Raw genomic sequence first — 17,084 nt, 5'->3', positions numbered from 1 at the left:
CGGATAACAAAACGGTACCCCTACCGTGTTATCTGGAGTCACCGTATGACCACCAACGAGAAAGTAGCACGTCGCAAACTCAGCCTGCTAGAGCTCGCCAAAGAGCTCAATAACGTCAGTAAAGCCTGCAAGCTCATTGGCTACAGCCGCCAGCAGTTCTACGAAATTCGCCGTAATTACCAGACCTATGGCGCCGAGGGCTTGCTCGACAAATTGCCGGGCTGTAAAGGGGCTCATCCCAATCGGGTTGCGCCCGAGATTGAACAGGCCATCCTCGATTACTCCCTCACCAGACCAACTCAAGGCCCGCTGCGGGTCGCGCAAGAACTGGCTCTGCAAGGCATCAATGTCAGTGCGGGCGGTGTGCGTGGCGTGTGGCAACGGCACGACTTGCTCTCTAAACACGACCGCTTGCTGCGCCTTGAGAAAACTCACCGTGAGCAGACCATTGAGCTCAATGACGAGCAAATTCGCCTGTTAGAACGATTCAGTCCCGAGTTCCGAGAACGCCAGATTGAGGTTCATTACACCGGAGAACTGGTGGCGGTCGACACCTTCTTCGTCGGCGCGCTCAAGGGGGTTGGCAAGGTGTATCTACAAACCGTGCTGGACTGCTACAGTCGCCACGCCTGGGGACGGCTCTACACCAGCAAGCTGCCGGTGACCTCGGTTCATGTGCTCAATGAAACGGTGCTGCCGTTTTTCGAGGCCCACGAGGCGCGGGTCTATACCATCCTGTCGGACAACGGGCGCGAGTTCTGTGGGCGCCCAGACCACCATCCCTACGAGCTGTTCCTGCAACTGGAGGGGATTGAGCACCGAACCACCAAGGTGCGCAGGCCGCAGAGCAACGGCTTTATCGAGCGGCTGCATCGAACCTTGCTGGATGAACACTTCCGCATCAAGGGGAGGACGACCTGGTATGAGTCGGTAGAGCAGATGCAGACAGACCTGGATAGCTATCTGGTGCACTACAACACCCAGCGGCCACATCAGGGCAGGATGATGGAGGGTCAAACCCCCTACAGCATGTTCAAGAAGGGTCTGAAATTGATACCGAAGGAAGTGCGCTCTAAAGTAGCGTAAACAAGACACCGGTTTGAGGCCGGTGTCAGGTGATAACTAGATCTGTACACTCGGCCTGCTCTGTGGCCTGTTGTTCTTTGTGCCGCTGATCTATGTCAGACAAGCTTGTGGCCACGTTGGCTATCTGCATAAACGGCAACTCTGTGGCTACCATCTGCAATTTCGCTTCTGTCACGGCGACTAGCTCACCCAGCTGGCGGACGCTCATCCACGTTTTCACACTGCTTTTAACGCTACCGATTGACTGACGGGGCAGGCTGACAACTGCAGCCTGCGCTCTATCGTCCGGAGTTGCGTCCGTGCTTTCTGTTGTTTCGTCCATGCTGCTGGCCATCGGCCAGAGGCAGACTTTCTCTTTGCGCAAACACCTGGTGAGCACACCTATGGACTACTACCTCAACCTGTTTATTCACTCAATCTTTGTCGAAAACCTCGCCCTGGCCTTCTTTCTGGGGATGTGTACCTTTCTGGCCGTCTCGAAGAACATCAACACCGCCTTTGGCCTTGGCATGACGATCCTTGTGGTGATGGTGATCGCCATTCCCCTCAACAACTTGATTTACCGCCATATCTTGCGGGCAGGCAGCACCTTTTTCGGCGAATTCGATCTGGGATTTCTCGATTACATCATCTACATCGGGGTGTTGGCGGCGCTGGTGCAGGTGATGGAGATGGTGCTCGACAAGTACGTTCCGGCGCTCTATCAGGCGCTTGGTATCTATCTGCCGTTGTTGACGGTGCACTGCGCCATCTTTGGTGGGGTGATGTTTATGGCGCAGCGGGATTACGATTTTGCCGAGTCGCTGGTCTACAGCGCAGGCTCGGGGCTTGGCTGGCTGCTGGCCATTGTCGCCATGGCCGGGCTGCGCCAGAAACTGAAGTACGCTGATGTACCCGAGGGGCTGCGGGGCATCGGCATCACCTTTATCGTGGCGGGGCTGATGTCCCTCGGCTTTATGTCCTTCTCAGGCATATCGCTTTGATTGGAGATGAAAAAAATGAGGCGCCTGCGGGCGCCTCGTTGTTTATCGGGGATTGCGGATTGGCGTTACAGCTCGCGGGCCCAGGGGTGAGCCTTGGGGCGCAGGGCCAGCGCCAGACCCAGCAGCAGCACGGTCAGGCCGTAGAGGGGCCAGCTGCCAAAGCGCATATAGGGGGTCTCGCCGTGGGCGGGACGCACCTCGCTGCGCAGCACGCCCGCTTCAAACTGCGGGATCTGGCCGATGATGCTGCCGTCGATTTCGGTAACGATGGTGATGCCGGTGTTGGTGTCCCGCAGCAGCGGACGAGCCAGCTCCAGCGCGCGCATCCGGGCGATCTCCATATGCTGCCAGGGGCCAATGCTGGTGCCGAACCAGGCATCGTTGGAGACGGTCAGCAGGAAGTCGGTATCGGCATTGACGTTGCGGCGCACCTCCTCCGGGAAGATGATCTCGTAGCAGATGGCGGCGGCAAACTTGAGCCCCTTGGCGATCAGGTTTGGCTGCACTTCGTCACCCCGGCTGAAGGAGGACATCGGCAGGTTGAAGAAGGGGGCGATGGGGCGCAGCAGATCTTCAAACGGCACGAACTCGCCGATGGGCAGCAGGTGGTACTTGTTGTAGCGGTTGGAGTGGTTGTAGAAGTAGGACTCCTTGCCATCCGCATCCTGCACCCCCATGCCGAGCACGGTATTGTAGAAGCGTTGTTGCTGCTCGTCGTAGTGAATAATCCCAGCCAGCAGGCCGGTATCGTTCACCTTCATCGCCTTGTCCAGATTCTCCAGATAGGGGCCCATCGCCTTCTCGATGGCCGGGATCGCCGACTCTGGCCAGATGATGATGTCGGCATCCTGATTCTCGCGGCTCAAGTCCTGATAGGTGCGCACCGTGGGGGCCAGCGCCTCCGGATCCCACTTGAGGGACTGGGCGATATTGCCCTGCACCAGTGCCACCTTGACCGGCTCGCCACGGGTCACCCAGTTGAGCTGCATCAGACCGTGGGCACCTGCCACCAGCAGGGCAGGCACCGCCAGCCAGAGCGGGGAGCGGGATTTCCACACCAGCCAGATAGCGGAGGCGGACAGCAACAGGGCGAGGGTGATGCCCTGCACCCCGAGAATGGGGGCAAAGCCCTTGAGTGGGCCGTCGATCTGGCTGTAACCAAACCAGAGCCAGGGGAAGCCGGTCATCACCCAGCCGCGCAGCCAGTCAGCCACCAACCACAGTGCCGGGAAGGCGAACAGCCAGCGGCTCCAGTGACGGCCGCCAAAGAAGCGGGCAAAGATCCAGCAGGCGAGCATCGGGTAGAGGGCCAGATAGGCGGAGAGCCCGGCCAGCAGTACAAAGGCGACCGGCAGCGGGATGCCACCAAACTCAGTCATGCTGACGTGGATCCACCACAGCCCCGGCAAAAAGAGTCCCATGGCGTAGCCAAAACCGCGCCAGGCGGCCTGTTTCGGCGTGGCTTTGTCCAGCAGGGCGTAGAGGCCAAGCAGGGAGGGGATCACCAGCGGCCAGTAGCCGAAGGGGGAGAAGGCCAGCACGGCGATGGCACCAGAGGCCAATGCACTGAGGCTTAACAGAATTTTGGAAGTAACAGGGGATAATCTCACGGGCGATGGTGCTCGTCTTGGTGTGCAACTGGGGTCGAATGGCCGGTATCTTAACCTGTAAGCGGGGCAACGGCGAGCCTCGATGCCGGTGGCAGAGAGCACAACGCCCCGAGGTCGGGGCGTTGTTTCACACATTGAGCGGATCTGCTTATTGCGGCTCGGATTGCGCCGCCGCGTGGTGTTCGGGGATCTTCACCTGCAGCTGCTGCAGACGACGCCGGTCGGCATGCATCACCTTGAACAGGTAGCCGTCCAGCTCGATCTCCTCGCCCTTCTTTGGCAGGTGGCTGAAGGCGTGCATTACCAGACCACCCACCGTGTCCACCTCTTCATCGCTGAATTTGGTGCCGAAGAAGTCGTTGAAATCCTCGATCTCGGTCAGGGCACTGATGGAGAAGACCCGCTTGCTGAGGCGGCGGATTTCGTCCGGTTCATCCTCGATGTCGTCAAACTCGTCGTCGATCTCGCCAACGATCAGTTCCAGTATGTCTTCGATGGTCACCAGACCGGAGACGCCACCAAATTCGTCGACCACGATGGCCATGTGGTAGCGCTCTTCACGGAACTCCTTGAGCAGACGGTCAACCCGTTTGCTTTCCGGCACGATCACCGTGGGGCGCAAGATTTTCTCGAGCTGCAGAGGCTCGCTGGCGTGATGGCCACCAAACCCGAAGGGGAGCAGATCCTTGGCGAGCAGAATGCCCTCCACATGATCCTTGTCCTCGTTGATTACCGGGAAGCGGGAGTGGCCGGACTCGATGATCACCGGCAGGATTGCATCCACCGGTTGGGACTTCTCGATGGTCACCATCTGGGAGCGGGGGATCATGATATCGCGCACGCGAAGATCGGCGATCTCCAGCACCCCCTCGATCATGTCCTTGGTGTCCTGATCGATGAGGTCGCGCTCTTCGGCATCGGCTATCACGTCTACCAAATCATTGCGGTCTTTTGGCTCGCCCTGGAAGAGTTGGCTGAGTTTGTCGAGCCAGGTTTTCTTCGGCGAGCCGGTACTAGGGTGATCGTCGGTCATTTTCTCTCTTGGTTACTCGTATGAACACACTTGAAATAGTTCGGGTTATATAAGGATGGCCATCTGCTGTTTCAAGACGATGACCGTCCGGCGTTTTACTCTTCGTCGTTCAGATAAGGATCGGCAAAACCGAGCTCCTGCATGATGTCGCGTTCAAGCGCTTCCATCTCTTCGGCTTCCTCATCCTCGATATGGTCATAACCTAGCAGATGCAGACTGCCGTGCACAACCATGTGGGCCCAGTGGGCCATCATGGGCTTGCCCTGCTCCTCAGCCTCGCGCTCTACCACCTGACGGCAGATCACCAGATCGCCGAGCAGCGGCAGCTCCAGACCGGGTGGCGCCTCGAACGGGAAGGAGAGCACGTTGGTGGGCTTGTCCTTGCCGCGATAGGTGAGGTTGAGTTCGTTGCTCTCCGCCTCGTCGACGATGCGCACAGTCACTTCTGCCTCCTGCTGGAAGCCGAGAATGGTGCCGTCGAGCCAGCCTTGCAACTGGGCTTCGGTGGGCAGGCCGTCAGTGCTGGCACTGGCCACCTGCAGATCCAGGGTTACGCTCATTGCTCACTCTCTTTGCTGGCGTTTGTTTGGCCGGCCACCTTCTCGGCTGCCTGTTTGGCATCGAATGCCTCGTAAGCCTGCACGATACGGGCCACCACCGGGTGGCGCACCACGTCTTTGGACTCGAAGAAGTTGAACGACAGACCATCGACCCCTTGCAGCACTTCCAGCGCGTGGCGCAGGCCGGATTTGGCGTTGCGCGGCAGGTCTACCTGGGTGATGTCACCGGTGACCACCGCCTTGGAGTTGAAGCCGATGCGGGTGAGGAACATCTTCATCTGCTCGGTGGTGGTGTTCTGGGCCTCATCGAGAATGATAAAGGCGTCATTGAGGGTTCTTCCGCGCATATAGGCGAGCGGCGCCACCTCGATGATGTTGCGCTCCATCAGCTTCTCGACCCGCTCAAAACCCAGCATCTCGAACAGGGCGTCGTAGAGCGGGCGCAGGTAAGGATCCACCTTCTGGGAGAGATCGCCGGGCAGGAAGCCCAGTTTCTCGCCCGCTTCCACCGCCGGACGGGTCAGCAGAATGCGGCGGATCTCCTGACGCTCCAGCGCATCCACTGCTGCCGCGACCGCCAGATAGGTCTTGCCGGTACCGGCCGGGCCTATGCCGAAGCAGATATCGTGGCGCACGATATTGGCAATGTACTGGGCCTGATTTGGGCTGCGTGGCTTGATGAGACCGCGCTTGGTCTTGACCGTCACCTCCTTGCCATAGGGGATGCTAGGCGCCGGTTCGTCATCCTGCTCCAGCACCCGCGACTCCTGAATGGCCAGATGGACCATGTCGGGGGTGATGTCGGTCACCTTGCCACCCTTGAGGGGCTGGGTTTCCACATAGAGGTGCTTGAGGATGACGGCGGCGGCATCCAGCTGGGCCGGTTTGCCCACCAACTGGAAGTGGCTGTCACGGTAGCTGATCTCGACGCCGAGGCGGCGCTCCAGCTGCTTGATGTTGTCATCGAAGGGGCCGCACAGGCTGGCAAGGCGCTGGTTGTCGGCGGGCTCCAGATGCAGATTCAGGGTCGAGATGTGTCGGCTCAAAATATCCTCGTCTCAAGGCGCTCCCCATCCGCCGGGCGAATGGGGAGGAGGGGATTAATGGGGAGTGAAGGCGGCAACGCCCAGCTCGTCCGGTACGTTATCCGGGCGACGGGCCAGGATTTCGCTCGGGGCGGTGGCGATCCGCAGGTTCATCTCGCTCTCGCCGCGGATGAACTTGCCGCGCAGGGAGTTGGGACGCACCTCGGTGATCTCCACGTCGGCAAAGCCGCCGATCAGGGTGTGCTGGCCTTCAAAGTTGACCACCCGGTTGTTCTCGGTGCGACCACACAGCTGCATCGGGTCGAGCTTGGAGGGCCCTTCCACCAGAATGCGCTGGGTAGTGCCCAGCATGGCGCGGCCAATCTGCATCGCCTGGTTGTTGATGACGTGCTGCAGGCGGGCCAGACGGGCTTTCTTCACTTCCATGTCGACATCGTCTGGCATGTCGGCGGCCGGGGTGCCCGGGCGCGGACTGAAGATGAAGCTGAAGCTCATGTCGAAACCCACATCCTCGATCAACTTCATGGTCGCTTCAAAGTCTTCCTCCGTCTCGTTCGGGAAGCCAACGATGAAGTCGGAGCTGATGGTGATGTCGGGACGGGCGGCACGCAGGCGACGGATCTTGGATTTGTACTCCAGGATGGTGTGCGGGCGCTTCATCATGGTCAGGATGCGATCAGAGCCGCTCTGCACCGGCAGGTGCAGGAAGCTGACCACTTCCGGGGTGTCTTTGTAGACTTCGATGATGTCGTCGGTGAACTCGATCGGGTGGCTGGTGGTGTAGCGAATGCGATCGATACCGTCGATGGCGGCCACCAGACGCAGCAACTCGGCGAAGGTGCAGATGCCGCCATCAAAGGTCGGACCGCGGTAGGCGTTGACGTTCTGGCCGAGCAGGTTCACTTCGCGCACGCCCTGCTGGGCGAGCTGGGCGATTTCGTAGAGCACGTCGTCCAGCGGTCGGCTCACCTCTTCACCGCGGGTGTAGGGCACCACGCAGTAAGTACAGTATTTGGAGCAGCCTTCCATGATGGAGACGAACGCGGTAGCCCCTTCGGCGCGAGGTTCGGGCAGGCTGTCGAATTTTTCGATTTCGGGGAAGGCGATATCAACCTGGGCACCACGGCCCTCTTGCACTTCCTTGATCATGGCGGGCAGGCGATGCAGGGTCTGCGGGCCGAACACGATATCCACATAGGGAGCGCGCTGGCGGATGGCGTCGCCCTCCTGAGAGGCAACGCAGCCACCCACGCCGATCACCAGACCGGGCTTGTTGGCCTTGAGCTTTTTCCAGCGTCCCAGCTGGTGGAACACCTTCTCCTGCGCTTTTTCGCGGATGGAGCAGGTATTCAGCAGCAAGACATCTGCCTCTTCGGGCTCTTCGGTAAGGGTGTAGCCATTGCTGGCATCCAACAGGTCGGCCATTTTGGACGAGTCATACTCGTTCATCTGGCAACCCCAGGTTTTAATGTGAAGTTTCTTGCTCATTGCTTCTCTTGACTTGTTTTGAAATCGGCATGGTCAAAGGACCGCGCATTTTACTCCGCATTCTGGATACTGCCTAGCTAATATCCAGCTGGCAATGGTGCTCACCCGATACCTGTTGCCAGCAAGCTCAATAAGCTTTCTCTTTGATTTGACGCAGCAATTCCCCGTTTGTCTCACTGTTTATCAGTCGCCCTTGCGCTATCATGCAGCCATCCGGTTCACGTCCGGGCGCTGTCGCCGGACGCACCCTTTCAGGAATAAATGTATGGAACAGTGTGATATCGCCATCGTCGGCGCCGGCATGGTGGGCGCCGCCACCGCCTGTCTGCTGGCGGCTCAGGGCCTCTCGGTGCGGGTCATCGAGACCCAACTGCCGGAGCATTACGGGCCGGAGCAGCCGCTGGAGCTGCGGGTCTCCGCCATCAGTCAGGCCTCGGTGGCGCTGCTGGAGCAGGCCGGTGCCTGGCACCATCTGCAGCAGATGCGGCTCTGCCCCTACCGCCGGCTGGAGACCTGGGAGCTGGACGGTTTTGCCACCCGCTTCAATGCCGCCGATCTCGGTCTGCCCCAGCTCGGCTACATCATCGAAAACCGGTTGGTTCAGCTCGCCCTGCTCAAACGGATGGAGGATTTTCCCACCATCCAGACCCACACCCCGGCGGCTGTGATGAGCCTGCGCCAGAGTGCAGATGAAGCTGTGCTGACTCTGGACGACGGCACTGAACTGGCCGCGCGCTGGGTGCTGGCTTGCGACGGTGCCGAATCCCACACCCGCAAGCTGGCGGGTATCGGCGTATCGCGCTTCGAGTACCGCCAGCACTGCATGCTGATCAATATCGACACCGATTTTGCGCAGGAAGATATCACCTGGCAGCAGTTCACCCCGAGTGGCCCGCGGGCCTTCCTGCCGCTGCCCGGTCAGCACGGCTCTCTGGTGTGGTATGACAGCCCGGCCCGTATCCGCGCGCTGGCGGCCATGAGCAACGAAGGGCTTGCCGCCGAAGTGCGCCGCCACTTCCCAAGCCGGCTCGGCGGGTTCACCGTCACCGGCAAGGGGAGCTTCCCGCTGGTGCGCCGCCACGCCAACGGCTATCACGCCGGTAGGGTGGTGCTGCTTGGCGATGCTGCCCACACCATCAACCCGCTGGCGGGGCAGGGGGTCAACCTCGGCTTCAAGGATGTGGCCTGCTGGGCTGATCTGCTGCAAGGAGCTGGCGCCGACTGGCATCAGCTGGCATTGGCCGAGCGTTACGAGCGGCGCCGTCGTCCCGACAACCTGCTGATGCAGTCGGGGATGGATCTCTTCTACGGGGTATTCAGCAATGAGATTGGCCCGCTCAAGCTGGCCCGCAATCTTGCTCTCAATCTGGCGGACAAGGCGGGCCCATTGAAGGAGATGGCGCTGCGCTATGCACTGGGGCTGGTTTGACAGGTCGGAACCAGATAGCACGGGCTGAATGCGCGAAGGAGCAAAGGTGATGAACAAGGCACTGCTGGTGATCGATTTTATCAACGACATCGCCCACCCCGACGGGCGCATTGCCGCCTCCGCAGCCCATGTGCTGGAGCAGGATGCCATCGCGCATGCCAATCAGGCGCTGGCCCATGCCCGCGCCCACGGCTGGCTGGTAGTGCTGATCAAGGTGGGCTTTGACGGCGGCTATCAGCTGCAACCCAAGGGGTCTCCCATGTTTGGTCGCGCTCACCAGTTGGGGGCGCTCTCCTTGGCTGACAGCGGCACCGACTTTCATCCGGATCTGGATGTGCAACCCGGTGATCTGGTGCTGGCCAAGCCCAGGGTCAGCCCCTTCTATGGCACGGCGCTGGAGCCTGCGCTGCGGGCCAATCACATCGACCACCTCTATCTGTGCGGGGTGAGCACCAGCTGGGCCATTCAGGCGGCAGCGCGGGATGGTCACGATCGCGACTACGCCATCACCATTCTGGAGGATGCCTGCGCCGCCGTAGATGCCACCGAGCATCACACCTCGCTGCGGATGCTGGGTCGCATCGCCGAGATCATCAAGGTGTCCCAGCTGGCTTGATCCTTAACGCAGGCAGCACCCGAGCACCGTGTTGAGATTGACTCAGCGGCTCCCTATCGGGCCGCAGCGCTTTTGGGCAACATGATTGTCGGGCAATATAGTGCTCACATGGATAACAACAAGGATGGACAGATGCGTTATCAGGGACGGATCGCGAGCTGGAACGAGGCGCGCGGCTTTGGATTTATTACGCCGGAGCAAAATGGCGCCGAGCAGGCAATCAATGGAGCACGCAGTGCAGGGCTGTTTGTGCATGTTACGGCGCTGCAATCAGATGGCCGCGTGCCAGTGCCGGGGGAGCGTGTCACCTATCTGATCGGCAGTGGCCAGGATGGCAAACCAAGGGCGTTACAGGTCTTTTTCCCCGATCGCCCGCTCACGTTGGCGGATGCCGAGCCTTCATCCGCATCATCAGCGGCGCCATCGTTTCGGGCGGCAAGTCAGCCGCCACGCCCCACCTCGACCAGTGAGAGAAGTAACCCCTATCGACGTCGCAAGAGCAGCTGGAGTGGCAAATTGATCCCTCTGCTGGTGCTCGTCGGCCTCTTTTCCATCTATTCCCGTTTCTCGGCCGAGTCGATGGCGCCATTGCCGGTCTCCTCTTTCAATCAGGAGGAGGTCAGCACGCCACAGGCAACGACCTTTATTCGCCAGTGTGATGGTCGGCAGCATTGTTCCCAGATGACTTCCTGCGAGGAGGCAACCTGGTTTTTGCAACATTGCCCGAACACCAAAATGGACGGAGAGGGCGATGGCATCCCCTGCGAAAATCAGTGGTGTGGTCATTAAATGTGACTGATCAGATACATATTCTCATGATGTGCTCTTGTTATCCGGAACAGGGAAACTGGCCTGAAACCTTGCCGGATAGTGTTCGATGGTGAAATTTGGTCTCAGTTGGCTAAGTGGAAATTGGGTGCTTTACTCTATCTGCTGACTTTATTGTTAATAGATGGCGGTATGCCACTTTTGCCACAGGATGGCCATCATGGTGGATGATATACAGAGGCCGCGAAGTCACTTCTCCGAGCGGGCTCATTATCTGGCTGCGCTGCTGGATTCGCTGGAAGACCAGATATCGGTGATAGACCGGGATGGCGTGATCCATTACACCAATCTCGCCTGGGAGCTGTTTGGTGAACAAAACGGCATGCCCAAGGGATATAACTGGCTCGGAGTCAATTACATGGGGGCTTGTGACGATGAAGCCGAGCCCTCAGGATTGGCTGCCGTTGAGGGGATCCTCCGGGTTATCCGTCATCAGCAGGATAAGTTCTATCTGGAATACCCCTGCCACAGCCCCGACACCCTGCGCTGGTTTATGATGCGAGTCGCGCCGGTACCCGGGCTTGATGCCGAGTATTTTTCCATCGCCCATATCAATATCACCGAGCGCAAGCTGCTGGAGCTGGAAGTTGCCAGCCTCTCCCAACATGATCCCCTGACCGGACTGGCCAATCGGCGGCTGTTCAACAGCTTTCTGCATAACGAGTGGCGGCGCAGCATGCGTGAACACACACCGCTCTCCCTCATCATGCTGGATCTGGATAACTTCAAGGCGTGCAATGACCATCTTGGTCATCAGATGGGGGATGGCTCCCTCCAGCTGGTGGGCCATCTTCTGCAATCCTTCTGCCAGCGTCCGGCGGATCTGCCCTGCCGTTTTGGTGGTGACGAGTTTGCTCTGATCCTCGGCAATACCGATCGAGATGCGGCCCAGCGGATTGGAGAGGAGATCCGCCAGGCCATTAACGATCTCGACATCGTGGTGGCAAATAATATTCAGCTTAGCGCCAGCATTGGCATTGCTACCTACACGGCAGAGCAACTGCTGGAGGGAGAAGGGGCGTTGCTGGCCGCGGCCGATGCGGCGCTTTATTGCGCCAAGGGGGCGGGTAAAAACCGTAGTCACTGCGCCAGTTGTTGAGCCGCATTACCGCTTTTGTCCTGCATGCGCCCCCTTGATGGGGGCGCACTGTTTTGACGTGGCACGATGTTAGCTACCAGCGAGCGCTGGTTTCAGCGCTCGGGTGTGGCCGACACCGGCAGGGGATGGCTGGCGATCACCTGGTTGACGAAGTGATCCCGGATGGGGTCGGCAAAGTCCGGATTCCATACCATGCTGACCTCCCACTCGGAGCTGGGGCCTGAGAGGGGATAGAGGGTGACATCGGGCCCTGCGATAAAGCTGACGCTGCGTGGCAGGATGGCGTTGCCGATGCCCGCCGCGACCAGCGCCACCAGCGTCTGGATATCTTCGGCCTCCTGAACCATGCCGGTCAGCCGATTGGCGCCGAGGAAACCGGCGATCTGCTGGCTGAGACCGGGGCAGCGGTGGCCCACCATCTGCAACAGGGGTTGACTGGTCAGTGCCTGCTGGACGTCGAATGCGGCCGGGTCTGGCTCGGTCATCCGTGTCGGCACCGCCAGCACCAGCCGGTCGATCAGCAGTCTGTGCTCCTGCAACTGCGGCACCTGAGGTCTGCGCATAAAGCCAAGCTGCAACTGGCCGGAGAGCAACTGCTCCTGCTGGATGGCGGAGGGCATATCCTGCAGATGGACCATCACGTCCGTGACCTGCTGTTTGAAGCGGGCCACCAGCGCAGGGGCCAGTGCGAAACTCGACAGACCGAAGCCAATCTTGAGCCGACCGGCTACCCCGCTCGCCACCGCCAGCGCATGGCTCTCGAACTCCCGACCGTGCTCGACCAGCGCACTCGCCTGAGTGAGCAGCTGGGCACCGAGCGCTGTCAGCTCGGCGCCGTGGCGGCCCCGTTTGAACAGGGTGCAGCCCAGTGCCTGCTCCAGCCCCTGGATCTGCTTGGTGAGGGCCGGTTGGGTGATAAAGAGGCGGCTGGCCGCTTCCCGGTAGTTGGCGGTGTCGGCCAGCGTTACAAACGCCTGCAGTTGCCTCAAGTCGAATCTCATTCCAATTGGTTATCCAAAGTGGCGATTTATTGATTATAAATTATCTAATCGCCTTGTTCTAATGGCTCTGCAAGGGGGGAATCGCCCTCCTCTGAACCGGAACAAGGAGCCATATCATGTCCACTCAACGTTATCTTTTTTTGATCAAGGGCAAGCTGGTGCTGGCCCAGCCATTGGCGGCCCCGGATACGGGGGAGCTGCTCGCCAGCCTGTTGCAACAGGGGTTTGTGGTCGGCCCCTTGCAAGTGTGGGCTGGCAGTGCCGAGCAGGCGCTGGCCTGTTATGAGCGTGCCGCTCAGCAGCAGGCCTTTGCCGATGCGCTCTCTGGCTCTCTGCCCGAGCTGGCCGGGGTGTCTGTATGAATGCCTGTATGAGTGCTGGCATGAACACGATCACCCTGTCGGTATCCGCCCTGCTGCTCGATATGGATGGCACCCTGGTCTGCTCGACCGGCGATGTGGAGAAGGTGTGGCGGCTCTGGTGCCAGTATCATCAGCTTGCCCCTGAGCCGGTACTGGCTATGTGCCACGGTATGCGCTCACGTGAGGTGATCCGGGCGCTGGCCCCGCAGCTGGATGTGGAGCGGGAAGCGGTGCGGCTCGACGAGCTGGAGATGCTGCATACCAGCGGTGATGCTATCCCAGGAGCTGGCGAGTTGCTGCGCCACCTGCCGCCACAGCATTGGGCCATCGTGACCTCCGCCAGTGAGCAGGTTGCCCGTCACCGCCTGCGTTGTGCCGGTTTGCCGCTGCCGACCGTGTTGGTGGGAGCCGAAGCGGTGATCAATGGCAAACCCGATCCCGAGCCCTATCTGCTGGGGGCTGAACGGCTTGGCATCTCGCCCGCTCGCTGTCTGGTATTTGAGGATGCCACGGCCGGTATCGAGAGTGCCCTGCGTGCAGGTTGCACCGTGGTGCAGGTAGGGGGCTATGCGCCGCTCAATCCGGCAGTGGTGGCAGTGATCCGCGACTGGCGCGAGGTGAAGGTGGGGGAAGATGACTCCTTGCTGGTGACACTGCCCGCCTGATCGATGGAGATAAGGGGTTGTGGCTGCATATGCGCTATGAACCAGCGCTATCCGCACTCTATGTTGCAATAAAAACGCCCCCGAGATGCGGGGGCGTTTTGCTATCTGACTGTTATTTGAAGACGCGGAAACGGGTCGCGTCGTCGATAAAGGTCTTCTCTCCAGCCGGTTGCTTGATGCTGCCAAAGGGCATTTGGGCGCGCAGCAGCCAGCTGGCGGGCAGGTTCCACTCCTTGCGTACCGCCTCGTCGATCAGCGGGTTGTAGTGCTGCAGGGAGGCGCCGACTTTCTCCTGCGCCAACGTCGTCCAGACCGCAAACTGGGCGATGCCGGTGGCATGTTCCGACCAGATGGGGAAGTTGTCGGCATAGAGGGCGAATTTTTGCTGCAGATCCTTGATGACGTCGGTGTCTTCGAAGAACAGCACGGTACCGAAGCCTGCGCGGAAGCTGCCATCTACCTTGGCCTCACTCTGGGCGTAGGCTTCCGGCGGCACAATCTTTTTCAGCTCGGCTTTGACGATATCCCATAGCTTGCGGTGCTGGGCGCCAAACAGGATGACGGCGCGGGAGCTCTGGGAGTTGAAGGAGGAGGGGCTGTGTCTGATGGCATCCTGGAGCAGGGCCGTCAGCTGCTCCGGTGTGTGGGACACCTGGTCGCCCAGGGCATAGATGGTACGACGTGCTTTGATCTGTTCGATAAACGGACTGCTCATAACATCTCCTTGTTCTGCTTGGCGTTGCAGCCGGTGATGGACGGTGTGTCCAGCGCCTGCCGAATCAGGTATAGACTATAACACCCGCAATGCAGAGCGGGGTTAACCCGGGGTAACTAGCGTTTTTCCTGTCAGTTGATATTCGTTTGCGAACCTTGACGTTTCGCTAATGTTGGAAGTGTCATTTAAGGGGCGCGAAAGTGATATTAATCAATGATTCACTCTCCTTTCTCTCCCACAATCCCTGTATGTTTTCTTGGTTCGGATGTGATGTGAGCCGTTCGTATCTCAATAAACGCTACTATGTGCTTGTCCCCCTCTCTGCATTGATTGGTTTGATGATCCTGATAGTGACGATCATCATGGCTATTGCCAGCTATCTGAGGGATATCGATATGACGGTATCCGGCTTCGGCCACATGGCCTCCTCCGTTGAAGCGTCCCTGATCCACGAGATGGTGAAGGTCAATGAGCGGCAACTGGCAGTGCTGGAGGCCTCGCTCGACAAGGAGAAGATCGCTCGCGGCGGGCTGGCCGACTCCCCCATCTGGGCCATTGCGCACAAGATCAAACCAGGTAACCACTACATCTACTTTTACAACCTGAACGCGGATCGTATCGACAGCTACCCGGACTGGCTACCGCCCCCCGGTTATCAGGCGGCGCTGCGACCCTGGTATCAGGTGACCACCATGCCGGGCGACGAGCTCGTCTGGTTTGGCCCCTACCCTGAATACAATACCAATGAACTGATACTCAGCCTGATCAAACGGGTGCGGGACGATCAGGGGCAGCTGCTGGGGCTGCTGATGGTCGACATGTCGTTCGACTCGCTGCAGCAGGCGCTACAACGGACGGTTGGTGGCAATCAGGCGGCACTCTATCTTACCTTGCGCGACAGCGGCCAGCTGGTGGTGGGCAGCAATATGGATCTGCTGGCAGATCACCCTATCGAGCAGCATCAGGGCCAGCAGTGGCTTGGTCTGGATGTGTTGTGTCATGGCACTTTCCTGAAGCGCGAGCTGGCGGATATTGGCTGGGATCTCAATATCTATCTGCCGTCCGTGCTGTTTCGCAACAGCCTCTATGAGGCGCTGCAGATGGTGGTTTTACCATTGATCTCCCTGTTTGCCATCTGGTGTTGCACACTGAGTCTGCTGGTGCGGATCTTCCGCCAGGAGCAGGCGCTGGTGTCGGGTTCACTGACCGGTATCGTGCGCAATCTGGAGAGTTCTCCCCCCATCACCAAGGCCAATACCTGGTTTGTGCGACGCAGCCTGAACGAGATCGATCAGGTCAGGGCCAGCTTCCTCAAGGGGCAGGATGCGCTGTTGCGGGACCCTCTGACCGGTATCATGAACCGGCGAGCCTTCGAACAGCACAAGAGCGCGCTGGAGCTGAGGGGGGAGCGCTTCTGGCTGCTGCTGTTTGATATTGATCACTTCAAAGGACTCAATGACAGTCGGGGTCATGCCTTCGGCGATCAGGTGCTGTGTCGGGTGGCCAATTGCCTTGCTGATGTGCTGGGGGTGAGCACGGTTTACCGGATTGGTGGCGATGAGTTTGCCTCTCTGCTGCAACAGCCACAGGATGAGCTGGCGGAGAAGCTCAATTGTCTGCTTGACGTGGTGCGACATCAGCAGTGGCGTGAGCACAAGGGGCAGGTCACCTTGAGTATCGGCGGCGCCTGCCATTCACCCGTCGCCGACCCCATCTTCGAGCGTGCTGATGCAGCCCTTTATCGTAGCAAGGAGGCTGGCCGGGACTGCTGGCATCTGGCGGATGAGGCTGCTGACTGACAGCTTTTGTCCCAGCGCGGCGGGCCTGTGCCGGGACACGACAACCCGATTGTGGGTCACCCTGCCGTAATAGTTTGGCTTTTTGGTGATTTTAATCTTTAAATTCAATCGCTTGATTTTACTCTTCCATTTTTGGCAGTAGCCGTGCGGCCATTGACCGTCGCATCCCTCATTTCTGCTGGCTGGCGAACCCCGTGGCGCTTTGTATAGTGCCGCTGAATATTAATCAGGTTTGACAGGAGTACCTATGGAGATGAATTCGTGTGCTCTTCGCGCACTGGCACTGCTGGGCGCCTTGCTGGCTGGCAGCACGACCGTGCATGCTTCCGAGACCCTTAATACCATTCTGGGTGGCGGCGCAGGTGGTGTGGCGGGCACCATGATCGGCAAGGAGCTGGGGGGTGATACCGGTGCGCTGGTGGGGGCTGCATTGGGCGGTGCAGCTGGTGGTGCGGCGACGGCCAACAAGGGCAACAAGAATGAAGCGGCCCTTGGCGGTGCGGTGGGGGCGCTGGGCGGTGCCGCTATCGGCAAGAGTGTTGGTGGCGATACCGGTCAGCTGATCGGCGCCGGGGTCGGCGGGGCGAGTGGTTCGGCCATCGGTGCCAAGACCGGCGATGGCCACAAGAGCCAGGATCGCTATTACGATGATCATCACCATCACAAGCACCACAAGAAGTACAAAAAGCATAAGAAGCACAGATGGCACGACGACGATTGATGTGCGCGCAGTGAGTGCGAAAGATGCAAAACGGGGCCTGTTG

General features: G+C 59.5%; 17 protein-coding genes. 10 read left to right on the top strand and 7 right to left on the bottom strand.

All coding sequences use genetic code 11. The features are described from left to right. Nucleotides 1-45 precede the first annotated feature (45 nt). Both AB5Z05_RS16825 and nqrE read left to right on the top strand, forming a co-directional pair. Nucleotides 46-1,086: an IS481-like element ISAs19 family transposase gene (locus AB5Z05_RS16825; RefSeq protein WP_279460456.1), complete on the top strand. Its 1,041-nt coding sequence runs from the start codon at nucleotides 46-48 to the stop codon at nucleotides 1,084-1,086. A gap of 383 nt (nucleotides 1,087-1,469) precedes the next feature. Further along, nucleotides 1,470-2,069, top strand: coding sequence for an NADH:ubiquinone reductase (Na(+)-transporting) subunit E (gene nqrE, locus AB5Z05_RS16820; RefSeq protein ID WP_076493655.1), 600 nt, complete (start codon nucleotides 1,470-1,472; stop codon nucleotides 2,067-2,069). 65 nt (nucleotides 2,070-2,134) lie between these two features. Here nqrE and lnt read toward each other — a convergent pair whose 3' ends face one another. The 5 genes from lnt to miaB all read right to left on the bottom strand — a co-directional run bounded on the left by lnt (nucleotide 2,135) and on the right by miaB (nucleotide 7,806). Further along, on the bottom strand, nucleotides 2,135-3,679 hold the full coding sequence (gene lnt / locus AB5Z05_RS16815) for an apolipoprotein N-acyltransferase (RefSeq protein WP_368152295.1): 1,545 nt from the start codon (nucleotides 3,677-3,679) through the stop codon (nucleotides 2,135-2,137). Between the two features lie 148 nt (nucleotides 3,680-3,827). Continuing rightward, on the bottom strand, nucleotides 3,828-4,712 hold the full coding sequence (corC, locus tag AB5Z05_RS16810; protein WP_005354092.1) for a CNNM family magnesium/cobalt transport protein CorC: 885 nt from the start codon (nucleotides 4,710-4,712) through the stop codon (nucleotides 3,828-3,830). Nucleotides 4,713-4,807: 95 nt separating this feature from the next. Next, nucleotides 4,808-5,272 carry an rRNA maturation RNase YbeY gene (ybeY, locus tag AB5Z05_RS16805; RefSeq protein ID WP_368152294.1) on the bottom strand — a complete coding sequence of 155 codons (465 nt, stop codon included), beginning with the start codon at nucleotides 5,270-5,272 and terminating at the stop codon, nucleotides 4,808-4,810. Next, nucleotides 5,269-6,318, bottom strand: a complete 1,050-nt coding sequence (locus AB5Z05_RS16800; protein ID WP_005335135.1) for a PhoH family protein — start codon at nucleotides 6,316-6,318, stop codon at nucleotides 5,269-5,271. The genes ybeY and AB5Z05_RS16800 overlap by 4 nt, the downstream gene beginning before the upstream one ends. A 54-nt stretch (nucleotides 6,319-6,372) precedes the next feature. Beyond that, on the bottom strand, nucleotides 6,373-7,806 hold the full coding sequence (gene miaB / locus AB5Z05_RS16795; protein ID WP_368152292.1) for a tRNA (N6-isopentenyl adenosine(37)-C2)-methylthiotransferase MiaB: 1,434 nt from the start codon (nucleotides 7,804-7,806) through the stop codon (nucleotides 6,373-6,375). A 265-nt stretch (nucleotides 7,807-8,071) separates the two neighbouring features. Here miaB and AB5Z05_RS16790 point away from each other — a divergent pair, with 265 nt between their 5' ends. From AB5Z05_RS16790 to AB5Z05_RS16775, 4 genes are all read left to right on the top strand, one after another. Then, on the top strand, nucleotides 8,072-9,235 hold the full coding sequence (locus tag AB5Z05_RS16790; protein ID WP_368152291.1) for an FAD-dependent monooxygenase: 1,164 nt from the start codon (nucleotides 8,072-8,074) through the stop codon (nucleotides 9,233-9,235). 49 nt (nucleotides 9,236-9,284) lie between these two features. Continuing rightward, nucleotides 9,285-9,851 carry a cysteine hydrolase family protein gene (locus AB5Z05_RS16785; RefSeq protein ID WP_368152289.1) on the top strand — a complete coding sequence of 189 codons (567 nt, stop codon included), beginning with the start codon at nucleotides 9,285-9,287 and terminating at the stop codon, nucleotides 9,849-9,851. A gap of 132 nt (nucleotides 9,852-9,983) precedes the next feature. Then, entirely contained in the window at nucleotides 9,984-10,640 is a 657-nt protein-coding gene (locus tag AB5Z05_RS16780; RefSeq protein ID WP_368152299.1) for an excalibur calcium-binding domain-containing protein, read from the top strand. A gap of 199 nt (nucleotides 10,641-10,839) precedes the next feature. After that, entirely contained in the window at nucleotides 10,840-11,778 is a 939-nt protein-coding gene (locus AB5Z05_RS16775; protein ID WP_368152287.1) for a diguanylate cyclase, read from the top strand. A 92-nt stretch (nucleotides 11,779-11,870) separates the two neighbouring features. Here the strand turns inward: AB5Z05_RS16775 and AB5Z05_RS16770 are convergent, their stop codons facing one another. Beyond that, nucleotides 11,871-12,779 (bottom strand): LysR family transcriptional regulator, encoded by a 909-nt coding sequence (locus tag AB5Z05_RS16770; protein WP_368152285.1) that lies wholly within the window; start codon nucleotides 12,777-12,779, stop codon nucleotides 11,871-11,873. A gap of 116 nt (nucleotides 12,780-12,895) precedes the next feature. On the opposite strand from AB5Z05_RS16770, the gene AB5Z05_RS16765 reads away from it, so the two are divergent. Together AB5Z05_RS16765 and AB5Z05_RS16760 are read left to right on the top strand one after the other, a co-directional pair. Then, a complete protein-coding gene (locus AB5Z05_RS16765; RefSeq protein ID WP_021229756.1) occupies nucleotides 12,896-13,141 on the top strand; it encodes a hypothetical protein in 246 nt (81 codons plus the stop codon). A gap of 20 nt (nucleotides 13,142-13,161) precedes the next feature. Continuing rightward, the gene (locus tag AB5Z05_RS16760) at nucleotides 13,162-13,806 is read left to right on the top strand and encodes an HAD-IA family hydrolase (protein WP_368152283.1); all 645 of its coding nucleotides are present in this window, start codon (nucleotides 13,162-13,164) and stop codon (nucleotides 13,804-13,806) included. A 112-nt stretch (nucleotides 13,807-13,918) separates the two neighbouring features. On the opposite strand, the gene AB5Z05_RS16755 is transcribed toward AB5Z05_RS16760, so the two are convergent. Further along, on the bottom strand, nucleotides 13,919-14,521 hold the full coding sequence (locus tag AB5Z05_RS16755) for a nitroreductase family protein (RefSeq protein WP_368152281.1): 603 nt from the start codon (nucleotides 14,519-14,521) through the stop codon (nucleotides 13,919-13,921). Between the two features lie 248 nt (nucleotides 14,522-14,769). Between AB5Z05_RS16755 and AB5Z05_RS16750 the strand changes: the two genes are divergently transcribed. After that, nucleotides 14,770-16,320: a sensor domain-containing diguanylate cyclase gene (locus tag AB5Z05_RS16750; protein ID WP_227274193.1), complete on the top strand. Its 1,551-nt coding sequence runs from the start codon at nucleotides 14,770-14,772 to the stop codon at nucleotides 16,318-16,320. Nucleotides 16,321-16,567: 247 nt separating this feature from the next. Continuing rightward, nucleotides 16,568-17,041, top strand: coding sequence for a YMGG-like glycine zipper-containing protein (locus AB5Z05_RS16745; protein WP_368152280.1), 474 nt, complete (start codon nucleotides 16,568-16,570; stop codon nucleotides 17,039-17,041). Nucleotides 17,042-17,084 lie beyond the last annotated feature (43 nt).

It is taken from the genome of Aeromonas sp. R2-4 (assembly GCF_040908365.1).
GTDB lineage: Bacteria > Pseudomonadota > Gammaproteobacteria > Enterobacterales > Aeromonadaceae > Aeromonas > Aeromonas veronii.
Note: the sequence above shows the minus strand (reverse complement) of the source record. Positions and strands in the feature narration are given on the sequence as shown.